Annotated in this window: 18 protein-coding genes and 9 pseudogenes; 15 read left to right on the top strand and 12 right to left on the bottom strand. The window is 60.2% G+C overall.

The window, feature by feature from the left end:
- Positions 1–452: 452 nt before the first annotated feature.
- The 3 genes from HAP54_RS52400 (at position 453) to HAP54_RS01875 (ending at position 3,648) form a co-directional block, all read left to right on the top strand.
- Positions 453–971 carry a cold-shock protein gene (locus HAP54_RS52400; protein WP_414646180.1) on the top strand — a complete coding sequence of 173 codons (519 nt, stop codon included), beginning with the start codon at positions 453–455 and terminating at the stop codon, positions 969–971.
- A 1,347-nt stretch (positions 972–2,318) separates the two neighbouring features.
- Positions 2,319–2,693, top strand: a complete 375-nt coding sequence (locus HAP54_RS52395; protein ID WP_414646179.1) for a ParA family protein — start codon at positions 2,319–2,321, stop codon at positions 2,691–2,693.
- A gap of 703 nt (positions 2,694–3,396) precedes the next feature.
- Positions 3,397–3,648: a DUF2188 domain-containing protein gene (locus HAP54_RS01875; protein WP_339156824.1), complete on the top strand. Its 252-nt coding sequence runs from the start codon at positions 3,397–3,399 to the stop codon at positions 3,646–3,648.
- A gap of 2 nt (positions 3,649–3,650) precedes the next feature.
- On the opposite strand, the pseudogene HAP54_RS52790 reads toward HAP54_RS01875, so the two are convergent.
- A pseudogene (locus HAP54_RS52790) lies at positions 3,651–3,743 on the bottom strand (transposase); the annotation flags it as partial.
- Positions 3,744–3,843: 100 nt separating this feature from the next.
- Positions 3,844–5,322 carry an IS66 family transposase gene (tnpC, locus tag HAP54_RS01865; RefSeq protein WP_166307246.1) on the bottom strand — a complete coding sequence of 493 codons (1,479 nt, stop codon included), beginning with the start codon at positions 5,320–5,322 and terminating at the stop codon, positions 3,844–3,846.
- A gap of 244 nt (positions 5,323–5,566) precedes the next feature.
- Here tnpC and istA (HAP54_RS01860) point away from each other — a divergent pair.
- From istA (HAP54_RS01860) to HAP54_RS01830, 7 genes and pseudogenes are all read left to right on the top strand, one after another.
- Positions 5,567–6,271 (top strand): annotated as a pseudogene (gene istA, locus HAP54_RS01860) (IS21 family transposase); the annotation flags it as partial.
- Positions 6,272–6,384: 113 nt separating this feature from the next.
- Positions 6,385–7,875: pseudogene (gene istA / locus HAP54_RS01855) on the top strand (IS21 family transposase); the annotation flags it as partial.
- Between the two features lie 8 nt (positions 7,876–7,883).
- Positions 7,884–8,726, top strand: a pseudogene (istB, locus tag HAP54_RS01850) (IS21-like element helper ATPase IstB); the annotation flags it as partial.
- A 329-nt stretch (positions 8,727–9,055) separates the two neighbouring features.
- Positions 9,056–10,462 carry an integrase catalytic domain-containing protein gene (locus tag HAP54_RS01845; protein WP_166295107.1) on the top strand — a complete coding sequence of 469 codons (1,407 nt, stop codon included), beginning with the start codon at positions 9,056–9,058 and terminating at the stop codon, positions 10,460–10,462.
- 36 nt (positions 10,463–10,498) lie between these two features.
- A pseudogene (locus tag HAP54_RS01840) lies at positions 10,499–11,344 on the top strand (Mu transposase domain-containing protein); the annotation flags it as partial.
- 16 nt (positions 11,345–11,360) lie between these two features.
- The gene (gene istB / locus HAP54_RS01835; RefSeq protein WP_029085260.1) at positions 11,361–12,122 is read left to right on the top strand and encodes an IS21-like element helper ATPase IstB; all 762 of its coding nucleotides are present in this window, start codon (positions 11,361–11,363) and stop codon (positions 12,120–12,122) included.
- A 213-nt stretch (positions 12,123–12,335) separates the two neighbouring features.
- Positions 12,336–12,578 (top strand): annotated as a pseudogene (locus HAP54_RS01830) (carbohydrate ABC transporter substrate-binding protein); the annotation flags it as partial.
- On the opposite strand, the gene HAP54_RS01825 reads toward HAP54_RS01830, so the two are convergent.
- The 6 genes and pseudogenes from HAP54_RS01825 to HAP54_RS01800 form a co-directional block, all read right to left on the bottom strand.
- Complete coding sequence (locus HAP54_RS01825; protein WP_176422306.1) at positions 12,568–12,711, bottom strand: hypothetical protein; 144 nt, start codon at positions 12,709–12,711, stop codon at positions 12,568–12,570. The pseudogene HAP54_RS01830 and the gene HAP54_RS01825 overlap by 11 nt on opposite strands.
- A gap of 150 nt (positions 12,712–12,861) precedes the next feature.
- Positions 12,862–13,098, bottom strand: a complete 237-nt coding sequence (gene tnpB / locus HAP54_RS01820; RefSeq protein WP_166298600.1) for an IS66 family insertion sequence element accessory protein TnpB — start codon at positions 13,096–13,098, stop codon at positions 12,862–12,864.
- Positions 13,095–13,499, bottom strand: coding sequence for an IS66-like element accessory protein TnpA (gene tnpA / locus HAP54_RS01815; protein WP_224741411.1), 405 nt, complete (start codon positions 13,497–13,499; stop codon positions 13,095–13,097). The genes tnpB and tnpA overlap by 4 nt, the downstream gene beginning before the upstream one ends.
- 213 nt (positions 13,500–13,712) lie before the next feature.
- Positions 13,713–14,132 (bottom strand): globin domain-containing protein, encoded by a 420-nt coding sequence (locus HAP54_RS01810; RefSeq protein WP_166298598.1) that lies wholly within the window; start codon positions 14,130–14,132, stop codon positions 13,713–13,715.
- Between the two features lie 409 nt (positions 14,133–14,541).
- Positions 14,542–14,856: pseudogene (locus HAP54_RS01805) on the bottom strand (hypothetical protein); the annotation flags it as partial.
- Positions 14,857–15,772: 916 nt separating this feature from the next.
- Complete coding sequence (locus HAP54_RS01800; RefSeq protein WP_224741412.1) at positions 15,773–16,102, bottom strand: hypothetical protein; 330 nt, start codon at positions 16,100–16,102, stop codon at positions 15,773–15,775.
- A 521-nt stretch (positions 16,103–16,623) separates the two neighbouring features.
- Between HAP54_RS01800 and HAP54_RS01795 the strand changes: the two genes are divergently transcribed.
- Positions 16,624–16,770 (top strand): hypothetical protein, encoded by a 147-nt coding sequence (locus HAP54_RS01795; protein ID WP_165128021.1) that lies wholly within the window; start codon positions 16,624–16,626, stop codon positions 16,768–16,770.
- Between the two features lie 196 nt (positions 16,771–16,966).
- Positions 16,967–17,443, top strand: coding sequence for a hypothetical protein (locus tag HAP54_RS01790; protein WP_166298597.1), 477 nt, complete (start codon positions 16,967–16,969; stop codon positions 17,441–17,443).
- 267 nt (positions 17,444–17,710) lie between these two features.
- Here HAP54_RS01790 and HAP54_RS01785 read toward each other — a convergent pair whose 3' ends face one another.
- The 4 genes and pseudogenes from HAP54_RS01785 to HAP54_RS01770 all read right to left on the bottom strand — a co-directional run bounded on the left by HAP54_RS01785 (position 17,711) and on the right by HAP54_RS01770 (position 22,318).
- Entirely contained in the window at positions 17,711–19,054 is a 1,344-nt protein-coding gene (locus tag HAP54_RS01785) for an IS1380-like element ISBdi2 family transposase (protein WP_166204320.1), read from the bottom strand.
- Between the two features lie 633 nt (positions 19,055–19,687).
- A complete protein-coding gene (locus HAP54_RS01780) occupies positions 19,688–20,122 on the bottom strand; it encodes a hypothetical protein (RefSeq protein WP_339156823.1) in 435 nt (144 codons plus the stop codon).
- A pseudogene (locus tag HAP54_RS01775) lies at positions 20,010–21,106 on the bottom strand (ISAs1 family transposase). The gene HAP54_RS01780 and the pseudogene HAP54_RS01775 overlap by 113 nt, the downstream one beginning before the upstream one ends.
- Positions 21,107–21,766: 660 nt before the next feature.
- Positions 21,767–22,318 carry a hypothetical protein gene (locus tag HAP54_RS01770; RefSeq protein ID WP_166298596.1) on the bottom strand — a complete coding sequence of 184 codons (552 nt, stop codon included), beginning with the start codon at positions 22,316–22,318 and terminating at the stop codon, positions 21,767–21,769.
- Between the two features lie 866 nt (positions 22,319–23,184).
- On the opposite strand from HAP54_RS01770, the gene HAP54_RS52390 reads away from it, so the two are divergent.
- The 3 genes and pseudogenes from HAP54_RS52390 (at position 23,185) to HAP54_RS01755 (ending at position 25,144) form a co-directional block, all read left to right on the top strand.
- Positions 23,185–23,508, top strand: a complete 324-nt coding sequence (locus tag HAP54_RS52390) for a transposase (RefSeq protein WP_414646178.1) — start codon at positions 23,185–23,187, stop codon at positions 23,506–23,508.
- Positions 23,393–23,932, top strand: coding sequence for a Flp family type IVb pilin (locus HAP54_RS01760; RefSeq protein ID WP_166293458.1), 540 nt, complete (start codon positions 23,393–23,395; stop codon positions 23,930–23,932). Before HAP54_RS52390 ends, HAP54_RS01760 begins: the two co-directional genes overlap by 116 nt.
- A 265-nt stretch (positions 23,933–24,197) precedes the next feature.
- Positions 24,198–25,144: pseudogene (locus HAP54_RS01755) on the top strand (IS630 family transposase).
- The last annotated feature ends 271 nt before the right edge of the window (positions 25,145–25,415 follow it).

Here is a 25,415-nt window from a genome sequence, read left to right as displayed (position 1 = left end):
GCGGTGAGTGCTTCAATGGCCATAGAAAGGTGCGCCTCGCCGGTGCGAGCCCCGCGGCTCAGCGTCGAGTTGCGGACATTGTGGCATCGGCCTGACACGAATGAATACGACGAGACCGGCGTCAACTTTCTGCGCGACCAGTCTAAGACAACCCGGTTATATGCGAACTCATCGGGTCGAGCACTTTCAACTGCAGCACACGGCGCTCGCATCATGCCGTTCCAGGACCTACCGCCCCGCCGTGTGCTGCCTTCGAGTAATCCCAATGATTGAGCTAGCCTGAGAATGTTGGCAGTCGCACGCGGTTGTCAGCTTTGCGTCCATTGTCGTCGACTCAATGCTTACCATCCCTGTAGGATCAGCATTTTCGGTCCGGCACGCCAGTTGCTCTGTTCGCGGCGCCATTACCCACCAGCGTACGGATTGGGCGCAACGGCAAAGGAAGTGATCGTATGGCAACAGGTACTGTGAAGTGGTTTAATGATCAAAAGGGGTACGGATTTTTCGCTCCAGATGACGGCGGAAACGACATTTTTGTCCACATTAGCGCCGTAGAACGCGCTGGACTCTCTGGTTTGACAGAAGGCAAAAGATTTCTTACGAAGTCAAGTCGCCCCCAAGCGTGGCAAAAGCAGCGCAGAAAACCTGCGGGTCTGATCACGTCCGCGGGTGTTAGATCTCCGGCAACAATTGCTAAGACGAACAGGCTGCGTTCTTTTCAGAGAGGACGCAGCGAATTAGGAGTGCGGCACGTCTTTGGACTGACCGTGTTCGCCGTCTTTTGCGTCTATATCCGCGTCGGGCTTTCGATCGTAAGTGCAGTAGGCCACGGCAGCACGGCTTGCAGGTTCGTTGTCCGCGCTTTCGGCAGGAGCTTGAGCAATTCGGGTTTGATAAAGCCGAGCGGCCGAGCGCAGCCGTGTGTACGAAAAACCAAGGGAGAGCGCGCGGTTTCGTCGCGCCCTGAGTAGAAAATGACTGTTGCAAACGTCTAGGTTGTATGCAGCCGTAGGCTTGGGCATCAGAAACCCGAGATAGCATCAGTGGCCATCAATGGGCCAGCGTATAACAGCCCCGTTCGGTGGGACGGTGCGCCCATGTCGAAGGGGGGCACCCCAAAAGCACATTGGCCGTTCAGGATTTCTGAACCCCCGGCAGCCAGTCCGCTACCGGCATCAGAGCTAAAAGCAAAATCCATGAACCATCAGCGAATCTCGCGCCGCGCCGTGGCGATCGCTCGCGTCTGCAGTCTCGAAGTGTTGCACGACAACGAAACATCTCAGCAGAGAGCCGACCGGTTGCTGGTGCCGCACAAGCGGCGTAACGGCATCGTCAACTTAATCGACCGCCGAGCTGAAGGAGGCGCTTCTCAAAGATTCGAGATTCGGCCATTGTGCTTGTCGTCTCGCACCAAGTCGCAAAGGCTCGCTCGCGCGAAGCCACGGCAGTGACGGCTCCCCATGCGAGCCAACAGATAAGCCCGCTAGCCTCTCCGGATTTGTTAGCGATCTGTGGACGCTCACATTGCTGTCGGCCGCCAACGACGATCTTGGCGGGGTTTCCTCGGCAAGGCGGTTGATACCTTGGTCCGGCGAGTGTCGCCCACGTGTGGATTCAGGATCACTCGCCGAGGAGCTTCGACAATACAACGCCGCTCGCTTGAAATGATTCGAGCGGCGTTGGCTCCTAGCCCCGCGAAGGTGATGCAAAATCCCGACAAGGATGGGTCAGCACAAAGCGTGCCAAGGTTCATGTCTCAAACTGGAACTTTGTAGAACTGCGGGAGTCGATTCCTGGCTCTCGACCCCTTCACCACGCTCAATCGATGGAAAGCCCAACCAACTGAGCTGACGCCATTTAGTGTTCTTCGCGCTGGGACCCTTTGACTCTCGCGGAGCAGGGATTTCCTGTCTCTGGGGCTTCGGGTTCTGTCGCGTCCTTCCAGCAGTTGATGTCGCAATATGGTGCAGGCCCGGAACGTGTTGGAAGTTCAAACCAACACGCCGGGGAGGGCGGCTGCGCTTCGGTGACAACATCAACCGCCTGTCGACCCGTGTGGACTGGTTTTCGATCCGGCGCGTCTTTTTTCTTTGGCTGGGCCGACCTGACTCTTCTGGCAGGGGATTTGTGCCGGGCTTTGAAGATTATCTAGAAAGCGCCGGTCCGTAGCGGGTGTTGGTTCCAACCAACAGCGGGGATGAAGAGGCCGGTTTCATCGAGATCGTGCCAGCAGGAGCAGCACGATCGGAAGGAGTAGTCATCGATGAAACACAATCGTCATCAACAATAAAAAGGGTGTCGGCAAGACGACGCTTGCTGTGCATCTGGCTTGGTTCATGGCGGAAGCTGGCCGCCGGGTTCTGATGATCGATGTTGACGCGCAGGGCAGCGCGACCGACACGCTCAAGCAGCATACAGGGTCGATCTCGGCGGCCGATCTCTTCAAGCCGGCGACCCGAGTCGCTGGTGAAAACAACGGTATCACGCTGGCGCCGGCCTACAGCTCCTTTACGGATATCGATCGCGGCAACGCTGCTGCCGTCATGACCCTGCAGCAATCTCGCCGATGCCGCCGAGCGGTTCGATATCTGAATGATCGATACCTCGCCATCGCTTGGGCTTCGCAGCGTCGCTTGCCTGGTCGCCGCCTCGCATGTGCTGGCGCCAATTTACCTGGAAGACTAAAGGCCTGATGCAGTCCGTGATCGGTGTCCAGACGGTGCGGTCGCCAGGACACGAGATTCCTCGGCTTGCTGCATTCGAATTTCAATACCAAGTCGCCTCGTCAACGGACGCACTTAGAGCAGCTCTTGCGCGAAGCGGGAAAGTACGTATTCCCAGGCCAGATTGTTGCATGAGACCGTTATGCTGAAGCCGTTGCGGAACGCGTGCCGGTGTGGAGATTGAAGCGTCGCTCGGCGCAAGAAACTCGCGTAGTTTCACAACCGAGGTCGGCAGCATCGTCGCTGGCAATAAGGGTTCGCTATCAGAACCGGACCGGAGAGCTTGTTGTCGATCAAACGCAAGCAGTCGCAGCACTCAACGCAGCAAGGGTGGAGACGGAAAAAGAGCTTGGGATCTCGGTCATAATGGAAAAATGGATCGTCTCCCAATCCGTCATCAATCCAGCCTTCGACTCCAACGAGAGAGAGAAGATTGGCTAGCAGCTAGGCGACATCTCGCTCTCGATACTCGATCTCGCCGATTGAAGCCGCTACGTTCCAGCTCTCGTAAATAAGGGAAGCGGCCAAGGCGCGGCAGTTGGTCCCCGCGGTCACAGCAAACAGGCCAGCCCTATCACTACAAGGCGCTGCTCCTTGGGAGCCCACCAAAACGGTAGTTGAGGCGACCGCGGCAGATTTGCAGAGTACGACCCGTCTATCGATCACGGGGGCGATGCCGGAGCCAAGCTTTATGGAAAGCGTTCAGTACTTCGTCACGCGCCATGAAGGCCAGTGGAGGGTTGCGCTCAATTGTGAGTACTCCGGCGCTTACGCCACTGAGGAAGAGGCGATCCGCGCCGCGGTCGACGCATCCCACAAGGAGGGAAAGGCAGGACGCGACGCTCAGGTTCTAGTTCAGGGCCATGACCACAGGTTCAGAAACGAGTGGACATATGGCGAAGACCTATACCCACCGTCCGGCTAATCGGGCTGGAGGCCCAGATACGCACCCACGCTCGATGCCGATCGAAAGCGCGATGGGTCATCGATCGTATGGCGGAACGTCAAGGCGGTCACTACGGATTTCATTTCTCCGCAGGACTCATCGAAGCGCGTTTGCGTGAGTTTCCAATTCAGCGAATCTCGGAACGTCAGCTCAGGAGCACGGTAAGCGCTGTTTTCAGGCCACAGCTTTGAGGTCGTGACGGCAATAGGCCCACGGCAGCAGGTGATCGATCTCGTTATTCGGATGACCGTTGACGATCCTGGTGAGCGCGTCGGTCAAGTAGGCAAGCGGATCGACATCGTTCAGCTTACAGGTTTCGACCAGGGAGGCGATGATAGCCCAGTGCTCGGCACCACCGTCGGAGCCTGCGAACAGCGCATTTTTCCGGTTGAGCGTGATCGGACGGATCGAGCGCTCTACGGCGTTGTTGTCGAGCTCGATACGGCCATCATCGATAAAGCGCGTCAGGCCCTCCCAGCGTGAGAGCGCATAGCGGATGGCGTCGGCCAGCTTGCCCTTTTGGCTGATCAACGCGAGCTTTGCGCGGAGCCACTGCTCGAAGGCTTCCGCGAGCGGTCGGCTTTTCTGTTGCCGAACGAGACAGCGCTCCTCGGCGCTACGGCCACGGATGTCCTTCTCGATGGCATAGAACTCGGCGATATGCTTGAGCGCCTCGCCCGCAATGGGCGCGGGACCGGGGGCGGCGAGTTCGTAGAAGTTACGCCGCATGTGGGACCAGCAGAATGCAAGCTGAACGTCGCCACGCTCGGCCAGCTTGCCATAGCCAGCATAGCCATCGACCTGCAGGATCCCCTTGAAGCCTGCCAGATGGGCGATTGGTCGGTCGGCTTTGCGATCGGGAGCATAGACATAGGCGACGCCCGGCGGATCGGCGCCGCCCCATGGCTGGTCGTCCGCTGCATAGGCCCAGAGCTGACCGGTCTTGGTGCGCCCTCGGCCGGGATCGAGCACCGGCATCGTCGTCTCGTCGGCGAACAGCTTTGGCCGTCGCCTGAGCTTGCCGAGGAGGCGCTCATGCAACGGACGCAGGTGGAAGGCTGCTTGTCCCACCCAGTCCGCCAGCGTCGAACGATCGAGCTCAATGCCCTGGCGGGCGTAAATCTGAGCCTGCCGATAGAGCGGCAGGTGATCGGCATATTTGGACACCAGAACCTGGGCGATGGTTGCTTCGGTCGGCAGTCCGCCCTCGATCAACCGGGCCGGGGCCGGCGCCTGCATGACACCGTCCTCGCAAGCGCGGCAGGCGTATTTGGGACGCCGGGTAACGAGGATTCGGAACTGCGCCGGGACCAGGTCCAGCCGCTCGCTTCTATCCTCGCCGATCCGATGTAACTCGCCCTGGCAGCAGGGACAGGTCTTGTCCTCGATGTCGACGACGACTTCGATCCGCGGCAGGTGCGCCGGCAAGGCGCCACGGTTGACGCGGCGCCTACCGGCTTGCACCTCACGGCCTTCAGGTGCGCTGACGTCCTGCGCCGTCTCGCCGTACGCTGCCACCTGCTCGACGTCTTCTAGGCCCAGCAGCATCTGATCTTCAGGCAGCGTCTCTGCCCGCCGGCCAAACCGATGCCGCTGCAATTCCTTGATGATCTGACGCAGCCGTTCGCTCTCGCACCGCTCCGCAAGCAGCATGGCTTTCAGCGTCTCGGGATCGTCAGGCAGGGCGTCGCTCACACCCAATTCAGAGCATATTCGCCGCCAACTGGCGACGCGTCCGACGCTCCTGATTCACTTCGCCGCAGCACCGCCAACAACTATCCCGCTTGTGTTGGTGCATGTTTCGCGGGATCGTGAGCAGCTTTTCAGCGGCTCAGCCCGCTTCGGCCGACAACTCAACCGGCTTAGGAACTGCCTCGTCAGTGAACGAGGAAGGCCGATGCCCACCCAGAGATTGTCGATGCGCCGGATCAAAGAGGTTCTCCGCTTAAAACATGTTCAAGGCTTGCCGGAGCGAGCCATCGCGCGCACCCTGGGCATCAGCAACGGAGCCGTGCACAGCTATCTGCGCCGAGCCGGGGCTGCCGGACTGAACTGGCCGTTGCCGGTCGGAATGACCGACGAAGACCTGGAGCTGCTGCTTTTCCCTGCGCCGAGGCCTGCGTCACAGAGCCCACAGCGGCCCGTTCCCGACTGGGGCTATGTCGACAAGGAGCTGCGCCGGCGCAACGTGACCCGCCGGCTGCTGTGGGACGAGTATCGCGCCAGCCATCCCGATGGATTCGGCTACACATGGTTCTGCACGACCTACGAGGCCTGGAAGGGGCGAGCCCGGCCTTCGATGCGGCAGACCCATCTGGGCGGCGAGAAGGTTTTCGTGGATTTCGCCGGCGACACCATCGACGTCATCGCCCCCTCAAGTGGGGAAGTGCAGTCGATGAAGCTGTTCGTCGCAGCGATGGGCGCCTCCAACTATACCTACGCCGAGGCCTGCCCAAGCGAGGGGCTCGCCGACTGGATCCGGGTCCACATCAACCTTTTCGCCTTCCTCGGCGGCGCGCCGACATTCGTGGTCTGCGACAATCTCAAGGCCGCCGTCACCAATCCCGACCGCCACGATCCTGGCCTCAACCGAACCTATGCTGTCATTCGGCCTGCAATATTGACCCCCTAAGCCGGGGGATCGGCGTCCAAAATTGACCCCCTACAGATTGATCTGTTGCGCTGCCTGCTTTGGAACGAAGCAGGTGGTGGGGGATGCTGATCGTGGAGACAATTGCCCGGATCCGGCGCGAGCACTTCATCAAGGGCAAGACGATCAAGGAGATCGCCCGTGACCTGAAGGTGTCGCGGAACACGGTCCGGAAGGTGCTGAGGTCGGGAGAGACCTCCTTCGAGTACGAGCGGCAGGTGCAGCCGCGGCCAAAGCTGGGACGATGGGCAGTAGAGCTTGACGGATTGCTGGCGGCGAACGCGGCCAAATCGGCTCGTGAACAGCTGACGTTGATCCGGATCTTCGAAGAGCTGCGCGGCCGCGGCTACGACGGCGGTTACGATGCCGTGCGGCGTTACGCCAGGCGGTGGAGCAAAGAACGCGGGCAATCGACCGCGGCGGCTTATGTCCCGCTGAGCTTTGCCCCAGGCGAAGCCTACCAGTTCGACTGGAGCCACGAGGTGGTCTTGCTGAGCGGGACCACGGTGATGGTGAAGGCCGCCCATGTCCGGCTCTGTCACAGCCGCATGCTGTTCGTGCGGGCCTATCCGCGGGAGACGCAGGAGATGGTGTTCGACGCCCACGACCGGGCGTTCGCTCTGTTCAAAGGCACCTGCACCCGCGGCATCTACGACAACATGAAGACCGCCGTAGAGACGATCTTCGTCGGTAAAGGGCGTCTCTACAATCGCCGCTTCCTGCAGATGTGCAGCCACTATCTGGTCGATCCGGTCGCCTGCACGCCGGCGTCGGGCTGGGAGAAGGGGCAGGTCGAGAACCAGGTCGGGCTGGTCCGGGAGCGCTTCTTCACGCCGCGGCTGCGGTTCAAAAACCTCGACGAGTTAAACGCCTGGCTGCTCGACAAATGCATCGCCTACGCCAAGGCTCATCGCCACCCGGAGCTGGTCGATCAGACGATCTGGGAAGTGTTCGAAGCCGAGCGTCCCAAGCTCGTTCCCTATGCCGGCCGCTTCGACGGCTTCCATGCGGTGACGGCATCGGTCTCGAAGACCTGCCTGGTGCGCTTCGACAACAACAAGTACTCGGTCGCAGCCAGCGCAGTCGGACGGCCGGTCGAAGTCCAGGCTTATGCCGACCGCATCGTGATCCGTCAGGATGGACGCATCGTTGCCGAGCACCCGCGATCCTTTGGCCGCGGCGAGACGACCTATGATCCCTGGCACTATGTGCCGGTGCTGGCTCGCAAACCCGGTGCCTTGCGCAACGGCGCTCCCTTCAAAGACTGGGTGCTGCCGGCCGCGATCGAGCGGATCCGGCGCAAGCTTGCCAGCACCGACGATGGCAATCGGCAGATGGTCGACATCCTCACCGCGGTGCTGACTGACGGTCTGTCCGCGGTGGAAGCGGCCTGTGCCGAAGCGCTCGGTCATGGCGTCCATTCCGCCGATGTCGTGCTCAACATCCTGGCCCGTCAACGTGAACCCGCCCCACCGGCCAACATCATGACGCCGGCCGCACTGACGCTCCGTCATGCACCGATCGCCGATTGTGCCCGCTACGACAACCTCCGGAGGACCATCTGATGGAACGAACCCAAATCTTCGACCTCATGGGCGAGCTCAAGCTCTACGGCATGAAGGCTGCCTTCGACGAGATCATGGCAACTGCCGTCAAGCGCCAGCACGAACCTCAGCGCATTGTCGGCGACCTGCTTAACGCCGAGATCAACGAGAAGCAGGCCCGCTCGATCAAATACCAGCTGACCATTGCCAAGCTGCCGCTTGCCAAGGACATCGCCGACTTCCAGTTCGACGGCACGCCGATCAATCAGACTCTCGTCAATGATCTCGCCAGCGGCGGCTTCATCGCCCAGCAACGCAATGTCGTGCTGGTTGGCGGCACCGGCACAGGCAAGACCCACCTGGCCATTGCCATCGCCAGAAGCTGCATCCGATCCGGTGCCCGCGGCCGCTTCTTCAACGTAGTCGACCTCGTCAATCGCCTCGAGACCGAGACCCGCAACGGACGGCAAGGACGGCTCGCCGAGCATCTGACCCGGATGGACTTCATCGTGCTGGATGAACTCGGCTATTTGCCCTTCGCCCAGTCCGGTGGCCAGCTCCTCTTCCACCTCGTCAGCCGGCTCTATGAGCGCGCCTCCGTCATCGTGACGACCAATCTCGCCTTCGGCGAATGGCCGAGCGTGTTCGGCGACGCCAAAATGACCACAGCGCTGCTCGACCGATTGACCCATCACTGCGACATTGTCGAGACCGGCAACGATAGCTGGCGGTTCAAGAGCCGAGACGACGATCACGCCACCCGCGCTCGTCTCGCCTCCGCTATCCCGGCCAGCTCCGACGAGACGAGCGCTACCAGCAAAGCCCGCCGCACGAAGGGGTCAAAATTGGACGCCGATGAGGGGCGCATTGCCTCATCGAAAATGTTACCGAACAATTCCGCTGATGACTGGGGCGGCGTTACCGAATCAGGTCGGTGGCGCCAATGGCGAGCGGGATCAGCATGGGCGCAAGGCGCGAGGTGTTGGCCGCGGTGGCGAGGCGCTACCGTGCGGCTGGACGAGTTGAGAAGGGACGGATCCTTGACGAGTTGACAGCAACGACGGGTTGGCACCGCAAGCACGCGGTGCGAGCACTGTCGGTTGCCGGAAGGGACAGGCCCAGACCACCACTGGACGAAGGGGCAACGAGCCCAACCGAACCAGCGACAAGTCGGCGACGCAAATACGCCAGCGTGCGCGACGCGCTGATCGCGCTGTGGGAAGCCTCCGATCGCGTCTGCGGTAAGCGCCTCGTATCGATGATCCCAGTGCTGTTGCCCGCACTCGAGCGGCATGGCCGGCTGAAGCCAACGAGCGCAGAGCGTGCGCTGCTGACAACTCTGAGCGCGGCGACGATCGATCGGATGTTGATCGACGTTAAAATTGCGGCTGCTGGGGGGCGCCGGCGGCGAGTCGGATTCTACTCGGCGATTCGACGCGAGGTGCCGATCCGCACTTTCAATGACTGGGCAAACCCGCCGCCAGGCTTTTGCGAGATCGACATGGTCGCGCACGGTGGGACCAGCGTCGCCGGCTCGTTTATCCAGACTTTGACCATGGTGGACATCGCAACAGGATGGACGGAATGCCTGCCCCTGGTGACACGCGATGGCAGCCTCGTCGTGGAAGCGATGACGCGAGCACAGGGCCTGTTCCCGTGGGTGATCTGTGGCGCCGACTTCGATAACGACAGCGCGTTCATGAACGACGTCGTCGTTCCATGGTGCCGAGCACAGAAGATCGAGGTAACGCGGTCACGTGCCTACAAAAAGAACGATCAGGCTTTCGTGGAGCAGAAGAACGGTGCGGTGGTCCGGCGGCTCGTCGGATACGGGCGCTTCGACGGGGTCGAGACGGCCCGCGTGATGGCACGTCTCTACGCGGCGGCGCGCCTGCTGGTGAACTTCTTCCAGCCGTCATTCAAGCTCAAAGAGAAGCGCCGCGAGGGTGCCAAGATCATCAAACGCTATCATCCGCCTGCCACACCATACGAACGTGCACTGGGGCACCCGAAACTCCCATCAGCGGTCAAGCGCCGTCTGCGCCAGACGTATCGGACTCTCGATCCCATACAATTGCTTGCCACGATCCGCACGGCGCAGGAAGAGCTCGGCGAACGGATCGGCAAGCGCGGTCTTGCGAAGGTTCCCACCGTATCGCCGGCTGATCCGCTCTCGTTTGCCCGATCGCTCGGCACGGCGGCAAACACCGCCGAAGTGCGGGCCACGCACCGCCGGCCGAAACGGCGATATAAAAAGCGTATTCGCATGCCCTCGAAGCTCGATCCCCATCTCGCGATCATCGAGAACTGGCTCGCCGTCGAGCCACAGCTCACTGCACTGGCCATCGTGGGCAGGCTCGCCACGATCGATCCTTCGATGTTCAGCGACAAGCAGCATTCGATCGTTCAGCGCCTGCTTCGGTCCCTCCGGCGGAAGGTGGCGGAGATAGCCATCGTATCCATGCCCGTGGATGAAATACGGCCCGAGGCTGTGGACGGCGCTGCGTGTGATGAGCACTCCGCCCCGCCCACAGCCTCTCCACCGAGCTGGCCGCGGCTCGAGACCGAGACCTTCATCCCGGGTAACATTACTTCCTGAGGCAATACGAGGGGTCAAATTTGCAGGCCGATTGACACCTATGCCGAGATGGCGAGCCATTACGGCACGGCCATTCTCGCAGCCCGGCCGCGGCGCCCAAAAGATAAGGCAAAGGTCGAAGTTGCGGTGCAAGTCGCCCAGAGATGGATTTTGGCGCGGCTGCGCAACCAACGCTTCTTTTCGTTGGCGGAGCTGAACGCAGCCATCAAAATACTCGTCGTCGAACTCAATGCCCGGCAGATGCGCGACTTTGGCGCCAGCCGCGCCGAACTGTTCTCCGAACTCGACAAGCCCAAGCTCACAAAGCTGCCGGATCAGGCTTACGCTTTCGCGCGCTGGAAGCGATGCCGGGTCGGCCCCGACTATCATATCGAGATCGATGGACACTGGTATTCCACGCCATATCGGCTCATCCGTGAGCTTGTCGATGCCCGCATCGACGACAGGACGGTCGAAATCTTCCACAACGGCCGCAGGATCGCCAGCCACGCCCGCGCGCCCAACCGGCGGGGCCACACCACCACCGCCGACCACATGCCCAGCGCCCATCGGCGCTACGGCCAATGGACGCCCGCCGGAGTGATCGCCGCCGGCGAGCGGATCGGTCCGTCGACCGCCGCCTTCTTCCAGGCCGTGATCGCGGCCCGGCCGCATCCCGAGCAAGGCTTTCGCACCTGCCTCGGCATTCTGTCGCTGGCCAAAAGCTACAGCGCCGAGCGCGTCGACGCGGCCTGCCGGCGCGGCATTCTGATCAAGGCGCGATCCGTCGCCTCGATCCGCTCCATCCTCCAGAACGGCCTGGATCGCACCTTTCTCGACGAGCCCTCCGAACCCCAACCCCTGCGCCACGGCAACATCCGCGGCCGGGATTATTTCCACTGAAGCCAAGGAGACCTGTATGCTCACCCATCCCACCCACGAACGCCTGATCGAGCTCGGCTTGAGCGGCATGGCCAAGGCCTTCGAGGAGCAGCGACGATCACCTGATCTCGAAGCCTTGCCGTTCGAAGATCGCATCGGCCTGCTGGTCGACCGGGAAGCCGCGGAACGCGACACCAGGCGGCTCACTACGCGCCTCAAGCTGGCCGCGCTCCGCCAGAATGCTTGCTTGGAGGACGTCGATTTGCGCACGCCGCGGGGTATCGACCGGGCCGTCTTCGCCAAGCTGGTCAGCGGCGACTGGATCGATCGCCACGAGAATTTGCTCATAACCGGAGCGACCGGATTGGGCAAAAGTTGGTTAGCCTGTGCCCTCGGCCACAAGGCCTGCCGCGACAATCGCTCGGTTCTCTATCATCGCGTCCCAAGATTGTTCGAAGCGTTGGCACTCGCGCGGGGGGATGGACGTTATGCCCGCTTGCTCAAAACCCTTGGCCGCGCCCAGCTTCTGATTTTGGACGATTGGGGATTGTCAGTGCTCACCGCTGCCGAACGGCGCGATCTACTGGAAGTCCTTGAGGACCGCCATGGCCGCGCCTCCACCATCGTAACCAGCCAACTCCCTGTGGACACATGGCACGAAGTTATCGGAGACCCAACCTACGCCGACGCTGTCCTCGATCGCCTCGTCCATAACGCTCACCGCCTCCAGCTTGCCGGCGAAAGCATGCGAAAACGCAACGCCAGAACCATCACCCTTGACGAGCAGCCAGAACGCTGACTCTATCACCGCCTCGGCCGGAGCGGGCTGCTCACGATCGTCTGAATTCGCCGCTCATGATCGCGCGAAATCGCTGCTCACCATCACTGAAATATGCATGTTGGCGCCGGCGTCGCCCGTGCTTCATGCACAAGCCGCCAGTCGAGCCCCTCCAGCAGCGCCGACAATTGCGCCGCCGACAGACGCATCACACCGTCCTCGATCTTCGGCCAGAACTCAGCTGATGCCGCCAAGGGGCTCGAATTCTACAAGGAGCTCTACAAGTGCGGCACCGCGCCGGGCATGACCAACGCCTACATGCAGGAAGGGCTTGATGCCTTCAAGTCCGGCCAGGTGGCGATGCAGATGAACTGGTTCGCCTTCTTCCCCGGCCTCTACAAGGATCCGAATGTCGGCGGCGACAAGATAGGCTTCTTCGTCAATCCGGCCGGTCCGAAGGGACACTTCACAGACCTATGACGAGCTGAAGCAGATCGCCGAGTTCTTCCAGGGCCGCGAGATCGACGGCAAGAAGGTCTATGGCGCCTACATCTTCACCGAGCGCGGCTCGGAAGGCATCACGATGGGCGCGAATTGCGCGCCCGTCCACGCAGTACCGCGATGCAGCAAAAATAGCTTGTTTGCTAGCCGTCCGTGATCATCGGTCTGGCACGCTTGGACGTTTTCGCACCGGCTCGGTCGAGGGAGCTGCCGGAAGCCGCACTATTCCCGATGTTTAGCAAAACGCTTTACTGAACGTTCAATGGAATGACATTCCATCCTCCAGCCTCTTGGCGAACAGACACAAACCCGTTCCGTCCCAGAACACCAGCTTGACCCGATCCGCCCGCTTGGCCCTGAACACATAGACAGCTCCCGAGAATGGGTCAGCCCCCATGCTCTCGCACACCAGGGTAGCAAGCCCCTCCATTCCCTTGCGGAAGTCTACCGGTTTAGTCGCCACCATCACCCGGACCGCACCCGACGGACCGATCACTGGCTCGCCTTCAGCGCCTGGACGATCGACGCAATCATTGTTGGGTCGGCACCACGACCGGCCCGGATCGTGATGCCGTCAACTTCGATCTCGATGATCCCGGAATCCGTCTTGGCCTTGCAGCGCACCGCTTTGCGCTCACGGCCAAGAGCGGGCGCCGGCACTACGGCATCCACCACCGCCGGCACAAACTGTACTTCTTCCACTTCGGAATGACCGCCCGCAGCTTCTCGCAACTGACGGCGCCAGCCAAACAACTGCTGCGGCGACAATCCATGCCGTCGCGCTACCGAACAGACCGAGTCGCCGCTCGCAGCGATCTCCGCAACAATCCGCGCCTTGTCCTCGTCGCTCCACTTCCGCCGACGGCCGGCTCCAGTGAAGACCTCAAGCCGCCTCACCGGCTCCGTGATAGCACTATGCACTGTGTCCATTCTAAGCCTAACGGTTCAAACAAACCGCAGACTCGCAGATCGCCCCGTCAACCGGTAGGTGGCCGCTGAACAGCGCTTACGGAGCACGAGCACTGTTCGCGCGACAAGGTTTTTTCGTGTGTCTCCAGCCGACCGGAGATCCACGATTGGGTCACGAATTAGGCTTCTCGCCCGCCGTTGTCAAAACGAACTCTGCCGGCCGGCCGCGCGCAGCATCTCGTTCTGGGCGGTGGCGTAAAGCGTCCGCCACGATTCCCTCAGCTCGGGGGTGAAAGAAGGGCCGAATTTGCAATCAAAGCTCCACATCAACGCCTCGCCCATTGCGACGAAGTGCGATGGCTGAACGCCAAGTCTGGCGTGCTTGTGACCTGAAAGCGTGATCAGCGATTGGAACATCGGTCTTTCGTCGAGCGAGGCGACCAGCGCGGTGATCATATCCAGCACCTTCATCCGCTGCTGCTCGATATCGCCGCCGAATATATCTCTTGCATCAAGAGCTAGTTCAACGAACCTGTTGTAACACAGGTCAGCGAGGTCGCGACGGATCGGCCACATCGCGTCAAACGATAACCTGATAAGGTCGACCTGCTCGGGCGTCATTGGTCAGACGAGCAGGCTCGTAAAGAATGGTTTTGTGATCTCAGCGACTGACGGCTCCTTTCGTGAGAAGTGACGACGGAGATAAATTGGTGTTTGCAGTTCCAGCAGCGCCAAAGATCCTGAACTTCGTTTGCATTGACGCGTTCATGCCACTCGCGGGTGACTAACCCAGAACCACAGCGAAGGCATTCTTTGTGATGTGGCATTGAGATTGGTGTCATGTAGAACCTCGTTTCGTATGCACAAGCGACGCATACGGTAGAAAGGCGATAATTTGTAAGCCATCACTTGCGCTTCCTTGAGCAGCTGTGCTGGATCAGATCTCCGTTTCAAGGCTCGTGCCGATAAGCGAGCATACTGTGACCGACAGCATGCTGGAAACCGGTCAAAGAGGGAGCGCCGGAGCGGGTCACATTGTCTTGAGGTATTCAAGCAACGCCTTTTTGTCTTGGTCGCTTAAACTGGTCCCGTACTCGTGTCCGCATCGGCTATTGCCAGAATTGATATTACTACAATCCGTGGCGGACAGAGTTTCGCTCAGCGGCTCCTGGGTGGCAGCAAGACCAACGTTTTCATTGTCGTATTTCCGTCCAACGCTAAACTGCGATTTGCGCTCCCCTGATGGCTTGAGCAATTCCGCCAGGGTAGGGACCGAGCCGTTATGAAGATAAGGTGCGGCGGCCCAAATACCCTGCAGAACACGAGCCTCGTAGGCGCCCCACGGAGGGAGCCGACTCCGAATCGTTTCGGCTTGAGGAGGACAGGGGCATGTCCGTCCCGCCAGAACGCCAAGCGCTACTAGCTGAGGTCTGGACCATTCTCTCAGCGGCCCGCGATCTCGGAGATATCGTTACGCACTTGGTTGCGCGCCGCATTGTGGACGCTTACTTGAATGACCGTCAGCCCCGCATCACGTCGGATATCGAAGTGATTATGATGTACTTCCGTTGAGCACATCAAGTTATTGAAGATTTACGGGGCCGGCCACTGCGCCGGCTTTCGTTTTGGTCGATCTCTTCGCTTTCGTTTCTGGTCCGATCACTTGTGCCTTCTCTGTCGGTCCGGACGTACAGCCGCCATGCTGTGCAAGCCGTATTAACGACAGATACGGCCGCGTCTGCGATGAGAATGCTATAGCTTCGAGAAGCTGGGTTGATGCTCATGTGCGCCTCTCCTCATCGGCAGACGAATAGCAGCCTCGAAGGCCGGTATAAATGTGGTCTGTCCATTGCACCAGCCTCCAGCGATCGTGAGCGCTGGCCTAGGAAGTGACTTTCCGTTTTCGAGGCCGTCTGGGCGGCGGCCTAGTCTGTTCGAGCTTCGCGATCGCGGCAAGCACGACAGCTGTTGCGACCGTCCCTTGGGACCACTGTGTGAGTGCCTCAATGGCGTTCTTCAACGCCTCTTCACGGGTCATAGCATGATCTCCACGCCGCGCCGCTAGGCCGATGCTACGGAAAGACGCGCGAGCGGCTGGAGGAGCCGCTAGCGCTAGTTAAGGCTGCGCGGACTTGGCCATCTCATGGGGATTGTGCAAAAGTATGAGAAGCCAAGTCCAAACGTCTCTCAGCAACTCGCGTGCCTGACGGTCACGCTGCAGAGACGCAAAACGGCTTGCTTTCACACCTCGTGCAGACTGACTACCTGCACTGTGGTGGCAGCTCCAGACGTACGTCATGAACCGGACGCGACTGAACGAGATCAGACGTGCGGCGCTTTTGGTGGCGTCTGGGGCGCAGGATGATTGGATCAACCTCGTCATCGTGTATAGCTATCAGCTCGCCGGGCTCCACGCCGAGCCTTTGCAACTGCTCCTTTTCGATCGGGCAGTTTAGCATTGCGGCCTTTGCGCCGCAGTCTTTCAGGGTCAGCTTCACGGCTTCCGCCAGATCGGTGACTGCAACCGCGTAAGTTACATGCCTGAAGTCTTCTTCGTCGTCGCGGTCTTTCTTGAAGATGGCGACAGTCACTATCCAACCATCCTCCTTGCTGCACCTCGGGAGCAGCCCTCGCCATGTGAGATCGGCTCGCACCTGATCCTGCAAACTCGGAGCCATGGGGCGTGCATGCCGTCAACCGAGCGCGGCTGCTGGGGGGCGACCGGATCAAGTTAGAGCGACAGGTACGGGCTCTATTCGCGCCGAGCAGGATGACATCCAATGCGACGGCTCACGCCATTCAAGGAGCAATCCGTTGCGTGGTTTGAGCCTTGCAGGCCGGCAAAAGCCGAGGCGCGTACCACAGCCGCCGAGGTGCTGGCCTCGGCGGCCTAGAGCTATCAATAGACTGGACGACCGCCTTGACGGCGTTTTCCTTCAGTTTGTCAAAAGGCCAGACTGAGGCTGCTCATATCGCCAAAGCAAGGCCCGGTAAATGTTCATAGCCTAGGAGACGCTCAATCCTGGTAGGTGCGTCGCAGTTCGCTTTTGGCGATAGTGCCTCATCTCGCAGACTCATTGCGCGATACCGGAACTCGTAAGGGAGCAGAATCATGTCCCGACTTCAGGATGGCACTGGCTATGTCGCCTTATCCTTGACCGCCGAAAACCAGGAATTCAAACGTCTGGAGAGCTTCGGTGGGCTCGTTAATTTCAATGCCGAAACTATCGGCCTCGGTGGCGCCTTCATTCGCCAATAACGCAGACTGGATGTGGCTTTAGGAGTCACGCAGCCACGTTCGGCTTTGTGGGCTATGGGGGCGGAACGGAAGACTTCACCGCGCGGCCGAACCATATAGGCGCCGCTCTCTTTGTCGGGATTGCCTGCGAACCTAGAATCACCAGGTTCGCAGGCATCGCAGCAACCCATTTTTTCAATGACCTGATTATTTGGTGATGAGCGAAACCTCCGAGGGCTGGACACGCGAGCAGGACGAGATTTTCTGGCATTTGGTAAGAAAGCAAACTCCAGAGGAAGTCATCGCGGCGGCGCTGAACAAGACTTGTCAGGATCTCAGACGGCGCGGCTATGTGCTGGGATTGCCAGCGAAATGGTTCAAATCTTCAAAGAGAACGACCGATCAGCCGTTGCCGGAGGGCGGGAAGGGGAGGCGCCCCTGTTTAACGGAGAGATTTCCAAGGGCCGACCGCCCTGTTGAACCGATCCAGTTTTCGCGTGCCAATGATGCGATGACCGTTGGGTCTCGCGTAACAGTAGTGTACTCGGCTGGTCCAAAGCTGAAAGGGCGGAGCGGCCTCATCGTCGCTCTTGGTGTGACCAGGACAAGGGTGCGCGTCCTCTTGGACGGCAACATGAGACCGATCACACTCCACGTGTGCCTATTGGAAGTGGAGAAGGCGCAAGACTTATAGTCGCGCCGCGCAGCAAAATGATGTCCGTCCGCGCAGCGAGCAAGTACAAAACAGCCCAACGCCGCCCGCTTGAAATGCATGCGGGCGCCGCTGGCTCTAGCCCGTCCTATTCGTGAGAGTGCGTTTTTTTAGTCCGATTGATGTGGCCGCACATCTGCTCTGACGAGGCGCGCGGGATTGCCTTCGGCTTTTCACCGCCTGACGACCGGTACTTTGCAACGCGCTTGAGGTGTAGGTTGGGCGAACGGGGGGCGGACGCCCCGCCGGTCAAGGACCGAGCGGCAGCAGCGCGCCTGGCAAGCCGCGGATCAGGTCGGCTTCGGGACAGGCCGCGGCAAACGCAAGGCGAATGCGGCTCGTGGTCTCGACGACACGGGCAGCGAGTTTCAAGAGACGAAGACGCAGCGTCGCGAACTCGGCTGTGGCCAATTCCCGGGCTTTGGGAATCGCGTCGCGCACGGTCAGCATCAGCCAATAAGCGGCGGTGTGGAGAACGAGGCGGACTTGATTGGCGAGCGCCGAACGGCAGCTGGTGCGATCGGAGGCGAGCTGTGTCTTATGCAGCTTGATCAGATTCTCGGCTTGGCCGCGCGCGCAATACAGGCTGTCGTAGATCCACTCGGCCGAGCCGACATCGAGGCTGGTGACGACGAAGCGGATGTCGAGGCCGAGCATTGTCGCCTCAATACGGGCGACGGTACGCCGTTCGCGATCCCAGGACTTGGCCTTGTGGCGCGTCTCGGTATAGCCACGCAGAACCGGCAGGTTCTCGATGGCGCGTCGCGTGCGGATGTCGTCGGCGGCCTCGTCGAGTTTTCTGGCGAGCGGCTTGGTGCCGGACAGACCGAAGATGTAGTCGATGCCGTTGGTCTCGCACCACGCCATTGCCTCCGGCCGGGCATAGTGCCCGTCGCCACGGAACGTAATTCGCGTGTTGTGCCACCGCGTCCGGATATGCCGTATCAGGCGGCGCAGATGGGCACGCACCTCGACGCCGCCCGGCGTCTTGCCGGGCCGCAGCACGACCGCCACGGGCCGGCTCTTCTCCGTGTCGTAGACGTGGATCGGCAGGAAGCAGCGTTCGTCATAATGAGCGTTGAACAGCGAGAGCTGCTGATGGCCGTGGACGACATCGCAGGTATCATCGATGTCGAGCGTGACGGATGCCGGCTCGCGCGGGTAGCTATCCATCCATGCGTCGACCAAAGTGTAGGTCAGTCGGATCACGTCGCGCAGGCGCGGAGCATTCTCCAGCCGCGACAGCGTCGGTTGGGAACACAGATCGCGACCCGTGTCCGGCAGCCGTCCGCAGGCCAGCTTGAATGCGGGATCGGACCGCAGATGATCGAGGTCGTCGGCGTCCTCGTAGCCGCAGCAGATCGCGAACATGCGCGCGCGGAACATATCGACAAGGCTGTGCACGACCCGCGTCGGATCGCGCCGATCCGGGAACACCCGGGCCAAATTGTCGGCCAAGCCGAGACGCCGCTCGGCCATCGCCAGAAGCATCACGCCCCCGTTCGAGGTCAGCCGACCGCCATCGAAGGCAGCTGTGACTTTCTTGGCGTGAACGGCTGGAAACGAGAAGGGCAGAATCGTATCGTCGGTCATGGCGGGCCTGGCGTTCGCGGTTGAGGTGATGGGGTTGGCTTTGCAACCGAATCCTACGCCGCATTAGCGCTTTACACCACGCTCGCCAGCCTCTCAGGCGCCCTCTGACGAATAAGACGGGCTAGTTCAACGAACCTGTTGTAACACAGGTCAGCGAGGTCGCGACGGATCGGCCACATCGCGTCAAACGATAACCTGATAAGGTCGACCTGCTCGGGCGTCATTGGTCAGACGAGCAGGCTCGTAAAGAATGGTTTTGTGATCTCAGCGACTGACGGCTCCTTTCGTGAGAAGTGACGACGGAGATAAATTGGTGTTTGCAGTTCCAGCAGCGCCAAAGATCCTGAACTTCGTTTGCATTGACGCGTTCATGCCACTCGCGGGTGACTAACCCAGAACCACAGCGAAGGCATTCTTTGTGATGTGGCATTGAGATTGGTGTCATGTAGAACCTCGTTTCGTATGCACAAGCGACGCATACGGTAGAAAGGCGATAATTTGTAAGCCATCACTTGCGCTTCCTTGAGCAGCTGTGCTGGATCAGATCTCCGTTTCAAGGCTCGTGCCGATAAGCGAGCATACTGTGACCGACAGCATGCTGGAAACCGGTCAAAGAGGGAGCGCCGGAGCGGGTCACAGTGTCTTGAGGTATTCAAGCAACGCCTTTTTGTCTTGGTCGCTTAAACTGGTCCCGTACTCGTGTCCGCATCGGCTATTGCCAGAATTGATATTACTACAATCCGTGACGGACAGAGTTTCGCTCAGCGGCTCCTGGGTGGCAGCAAGACCAACGTTTTCAATGTCGTATTTCCGTCCAACGCTAAACTGCGATTTGCGCTCCCCTGATGGCTTGAGCAATTCCGCCAGGGTAGGGACCGAGCCGTTATGAAGATAAGGTGCGGCGGCCCAAATACCCTGCAGAACACGAGCCTCGTAGGCGCCCCACGGAGCAGGGCTATCGCATATGGCTGAGAACCTGCATGAGGAAGGCCTCGTCCCAGCCTGCGCGTCTGATCTTGAGGTTGATGGACTTGCGATCGGGGTGGGCTCGCAGGATGTTGAGGGCAAGGCGTCGGAGAATGGCGAGATTCTCCGGTGCGTGGTCCTTGCGGGAGCGGTTGCGATCCTCGGCAAAATGGACGTCGAGCACCCAATGCAGCCGGTTCTCAACGGCCCAGTGACTGCGGGTGACGTCAAGCAGCCGCTTGGCAGAGATATATCTGGACAGCAGATAGTAACGTACGACCGGCGGATCGGCGCGCTGGTCACGCAGCGCCGGCGCGAGGTGACGCGGCCCACGGCCGCCACGCCGGGGAAGCGTTCAGCCAGGGTCGTGTTGCGCATGACGGTCGCACGTCGCGCCTCGCTGCGATCATGGGCCGGGCGGTCGGTCTGCTGGACGGTGCTGCGCTGCCCCGATCGCGCAAACTGCTGCGTCACCGCCTTGAACAAGAGGCCACGGTTCGCCTTGATCGTCAGAACATAATGTCCGCCCCGATCAAGCACCGCTGCAGCAAATCCGCGGTGGCAATGCAGGGCATCGGCGGTCACAGTGCAGTCTTCAAGGGAGAGAAGATCCAGCACCTCCAAGGCGCCCGCCGTCTCGTTGCGCCCCGGCGCTTTTTGTTGCGCCAGAGCCATGCGTGCTTCGACTGCGAAGACGTTGACCAGATGCAGTGGCGTTGCCCGTCCGCCGCGTTCATAGGCACGCCGCAGAGCTTTGCCATCGACCGCAATCACGCCGGTAAGCTTGAGCCCATTGGCCTTGGCAAACGCCGCCATGAAGCGGCGGAAGGCGAACTCAAAGGCCTGCGGCTTGAGCAGACGGAACACCCGACTGAACGTATCGTGGCTGGGGATGCCGTGCTCCAGCTTCAGGAAGAGGCGCAACAAGCCTTCCTTGGACTGTCCAAACTCCTCCATCTCCGCGCAGCTGCCGGCTCCGCACAGAACCGCCGCCAGCGCGATGAACAGAACTTCCAGCAGTTCGTGGCTCGCATTGCCTGCGCGCGGGTCCGGCAAGCGCCCAAACGCCCTTCTGAACTTCCGCATCCGACTCCCTCCAGAATCCGGGAGTCGTCTTCAGAATCCTTCTTGCCTTCCAACGCAATAGCTAGCCAAAACCCATATGCGATTCCCCTGCCCCACGGAGGGAGCCGACTCCGAGATGCTCTTTCTGCTCCTGCCGCTTGGCCTTTTTGATTGCTTCGGAGGTGCTGGCAGTATCGAAAGCCGTTAGCAAATCCTGCAGCGTTGGTGGTAGTCGCACCAGCCCCAGAGACTCCGGTGTGTCCGACGATCCCGGGTCTGGCGCCGCTGCCACCCGTGCGTTAGTGGAAGGCGCGGCGCCGGCCCAACAGGTGTTCTGCGATCGAACCAATGACCGAGGTCGCAAGAATGTTAAGGACCTCATCGTTCTCCTTGAGTGGGACGGTCGCGAAGGGATGTACGCTCCCTTCAGCACGCCCGTCTTCGCTTTCCAGGCGAGGACGTCGTATTCTCGTGTGTCGGTACCAACGTTCTGGACCGTAGTCCTCCATGTTTTGATGAATGGAATGCGTTGCTCTCCGTCTTCAATCCCGTGGCATTCGCGACATCCCCCTTCAGCGGAATCCCTTTCAAAAATAGCCTTGCCTCGTGGGGCTAAAGCAGCGTCAATCTTCCAGGGCCATTTCGGAGGGCCGATTCGCTTCACCAAGTTTTCAAGCTCGCTCAGGCCGTCGAAATTGGCGGAGTTATTGTCGAGGAAATTGATGATCGCGCCCTGACGCTTCGGCTCGAACGTAGCGAATACCCCCAGAACCTCGCCAACTGTCGACGAAGATCCGCAACATCGGCCGCATCCGGCGTTGCGGACCGCAGAACAGCTGCAGCAAACGGAGCGAACGAGCTGTCGCTGGCGATCACGTCGCCGACTGCCTTGTCCAGATCGCCAAGCAGTGCGTAGAAGTCTACAAACCCCGGACCGCCATCCACCCGATACACCTTGCCGTCAACTTCGATCTGGCGCGAGTGACATGCCGAGCAGGTCATTCCGACGACCTGGAAGTCTTGAGGGCCAGAAGCGTGAAAGCCGACGGGAAGGTTGGCCGTGTTTGCAGGATTCCGTAGATACCCGTACCGTGACAAGCCATCCGCGAGGAACGGCTGTCCGTTCGTTTGCTTCAGGGCCTGCATCCAAGATAACGAAATCAAACGCGAACCCTGATCGCGCGAATAGGAAATCCGCTCTCGCTGCCGCGGTCCAATCCATACCTTGGTCAACTTAGATAGGGTTGGCGTCGGTACCCTGAGCGCTCGATCTTGTCGTGACGAAACGTTAAGGCAATTAGAATGAGAGTACGGAGCATCGTGTGGCCTACCGCTTCCATTGTCAAAATCGCCCGAAGAGACGTTCGCCGAAACTCCACGCCGTTTCCGGCAAACTTGGGCTCGCCTTTCGGCTTGCAGGTCGCCTGATCATTGGTCATTAGAGGGCGCTGTCCAACTAAGTTCAACCTACCAAGTCTTGGGAGAAGGCACCGGCTAGCGGTGTATCGGTAGCCTTACTAATCGCAGAACCTGCCGTAGCGAATCAGACCGACGCCGATTTGTCTCCAGAGACTGACGATCGCTTTGGAGGCCTAGCTAGGTATTGGCGTGCGCTACCGGGCAACATGCGTCTCACCGCATCGGGGTATCAAAGTCTCGGACCGTGAAATCGTTGGCCAAGCTCTCGTCTGAAAAGCACAAAGAGTCTTTGGGCAGACCTCTTGTTGCTGATTCCGCAACGAGCGCGGTACGGTACGATCGATCATCGCACCGGATCTTTGTGTGTAGGGCGTCGACAATTCATCAGCATCAGCCTCATCGCCCAGGGGCCAGTCCTCTTGCGCCGCCATTCCCCAGATCGTACGTGCGGGGACATAGGGACATAGGGGCGGGCGGCGCAAGCGCATCTGCACCTTCGATCGCAACGAATTTTCGTCGCAGGTCGTGTTACGTCGCCCAAGGCCGGCATCCCCTGACCGATCGGGTTGGATCAACGTAACCGGCATGAGGCCCCTACCTCGCCATCGTGAGGCTCGGCTGCGATACAGCCTGGCATGAGCTGATCGGTGGAGGTGCAACGATGGCAAATACCATGCTTCATGCCAGGCAGGAAGGTGATTCCTATCGTCGCGGTCGAGGTGATCACCGGACAGCGGCGGCGATGGACGGGCGAAGAGAAGGCCCGGATCGTAGCGGAGAGCTTCGAGGAGGGGGCGAACATCTCCGAGGTGGCGCGGTGCAATGGCGTTGCCCGCGGGCTGCTCACGGTGTGGCGACACCAAGCTCTCCGGGGTAATCGAGATCGAGATGAAATCCAGCTTCGTGCACCGCGCCCTGAAGGCGATCACGTCGTGTACCTGGAGCCGGCTGTTCAGGTCGCCTTCGTCAAGTTCATTGAGCGTATCGTGGAGGGCCGCAAATGACCGAGCGGCTGGCACGCTGATTGCGGAGGCGCAGCGGCTCACTGCGCTGAAGCGCGAGCAAATCGAGTTGGTCGTCGCCGAGACGGCCCGCAGCAGTGAAGCCATCGACCTCGCTGCTATCGACCACATGCACGACAACCCAGTGACGGACGACGACTGCGAAGTGATCGCGTTTGTTCGCCATCGTCTTGCGCAACGTCTTCCGCTGCGGATGCCGAACCTGGGAGCCGTGATCCTGCCCTTCGTCCCGGATCAGCGTGGGGTCACCTCGATCCAGTACTCGATCCTCTGCGCCGGGATCGCGCTCGCCACTCTCCTCGCTCGGCGGCACGCTGGGCGCGGCGTTTCAAAGCATCTCGGCATACCTCGGGGGGGAGATGGAGAGCAAAGAGATTATTCGACAGACGGCGACCGAGTTCATTGAGGCGGTTCGTGCCGGCCTCGTTCAATACATCGAAGAGCACATAGGAGCGTCAATTGATGGCCGGTTCTTTGGTGAATACGAGGCGATGATATCCGGTGCTCCCGTCCGTGTCGTTTCGGCTTGAGGAGGACAGGGGTATGTCCGTCACGCCAGAACGCCAAGCGCTACACCTAGAGCATTTTCCGACCGGAATGAATCGGGTGGGGATTCCCAAAACGGCGCGAGTCAGATTCAAGCTGCATGCTGGCGAGGGAGGCCAGCATGTATGGCCAGGGCGCTTTCGGTTGATCTTCGTCAAAGGGTGATAGCCGCGATTGACGGTGGCATGTCCTGTCGACAGGCTGCTGAGCGCTTTGGTGTCAGCGCGGCCAGTGCGATCCGCTGGCGCGGTCGCCTCAAGGAAGTTGGCGACATCGTTCCTAAACGCCAGGGCGGTGACCGCAAATCGCAGCGCATCGAAGCGCATTCGCAATTGATTCTGGAGGCAGTGACAGCGAAGCCGGATATCACGCTCGCCGAGTTGCGAGAACTGTTGAAAGTCGTGGAATATCGACTGGCATCGCGTCGCTCTGGCGTTTTTTCCAGCGCAGAAAGATCACACTTAAAAAAAGACAGCGCACGCCGCCGAGCAACGGCGCGGCGATATAAATGCCGCGCGTGAGGAGTGGTTCGAAGGGCAAATCGATCTTGACCCTGAGCGTCTCGTCTTCATCGACGAAACCAGCGCCAACACCAAAATGGCGCGGCTTTACGGCCGCTCGCCACGCGGCGAGCGATGTCGTGCAGCTATCCCACACGGACATTGGAAGACGACGACATTCACCGCTGGATTGCGCTCCGACGGTCTGATCGCGCCGCTTGTTCTGGACGGTCCAATGGATGGCGACGCTTTCCTGGCCTACGTCGAGCAATTGCTCGCCCGCATCGCTGCGGCCGGGCGATACCGTTATCATGGACAACTTGCCCGCTCACAAGGTCCATGGCGTTCGAGAGGCCATCCGGGCGGTCGGAGCAAGCCTGCTCTATCTTCCGCCCTACAGTCCAGACTTCAACCCGATCGAAATGGCCTTCTCTAAACTGAAAGCCCTGTTGCGGGCCGCCGCAGCGCGCACCATGCCCGATCTCTGGCAAGCAATCGCCAACGCTCTCAAGCGCTTCTCACCCGAGGAATGCCAAAATTATCTCGTCGCGGCTGGTTACGACGCAACGTGATCGGAAAATGCTCTAGCTAGCTGAGGTCTGGACCGTTCTCTCAGCGGCCCGCGATCTCGGAGATATCGTTACGCACTTGGTTGCGCGCCGCATTGTGGACGCTTACTTGAATGACCGTCAGCCCCGCATCACGTCGGATATCGAAGTGATTATGATGTACTTCCGTTGAGCACATCAAGTTATTGAAGATTTACGGGGCCGGCCACTGCGCCGGCTTTCGTTTTGGTCGATCTCTTCGCTTTCGTTTCTGGTCCGATCACTTGTGCCTTCT

Origin of the sequence: Bradyrhizobium sp. 2S1, assembly GCF_011516625.5 — a bacterium.
Taxonomy (GTDB): domain Bacteria; phylum Pseudomonadota; class Alphaproteobacteria; order Rhizobiales; family Xanthobacteraceae; genus Bradyrhizobium; species Bradyrhizobium septentrionale.
This window is presented reverse-complemented; position numbering and strand designations above follow the sequence as displayed.

Coding starts and splice junctions, on each gene's coding strand:
- HAP54_RS01810 (WP_166298598.1), bottom strand. CDS start 14,132: ATGACGCCCGAGCAGGTCGACCTTATCAGGTTATCGTTTGACGCGATG.
- HAP54_RS52390 (WP_414646178.1), top strand. CDS start 23,185: ATGCCAGGCAGGAAGGTGATTCCTATCGTCGCGGTCGAGGTGATCACC.
- HAP54_RS52400 (WP_414646180.1), top strand. CDS start 453: ATGGCAACAGGTACTGTGAAGTGGTTTAATGATCAAAAGGGGTACGGA.
- HAP54_RS01875 (WP_339156824.1), top strand. CDS start 3,397: ATGCCGGAGCCAAGCTTTATGGAAAGCGTTCAGTACTTCGTCACGCGC.
- tnpC (WP_166307246.1), bottom strand. CDS start 5,322: ATGCTGCTTGCGGAGCGGTGCGAGAGCGAACGGCTGCGTCAGATCATC.
- HAP54_RS01795 (WP_165128021.1), top strand. CDS start 16,624: ATGTCCCGACTTCAGGATGGCACTGGCTATGTCGCCTTATCCTTGACC.
- HAP54_RS01760 (WP_166293458.1), top strand. CDS start 23,393: ATGAAATCCAGCTTCGTGCACCGCGCCCTGAAGGCGATCACGTCGTGT.
- HAP54_RS01790 (WP_166298597.1), top strand. CDS start 16,967: ATGAGCGAAACCTCCGAGGGCTGGACACGCGAGCAGGACGAGATTTTC.
- HAP54_RS01785 (WP_166204320.1), bottom strand. CDS start 19,054: ATGACCGACGATACGATTCTGCCCTTCTCGTTTCCAGCCGTTCACGCC.
- istB (WP_029085260.1), top strand. CDS start 11,361: ATGCTCACCCATCCCACCCACGAACGCCTGATCGAGCTCGGCTTGAGC.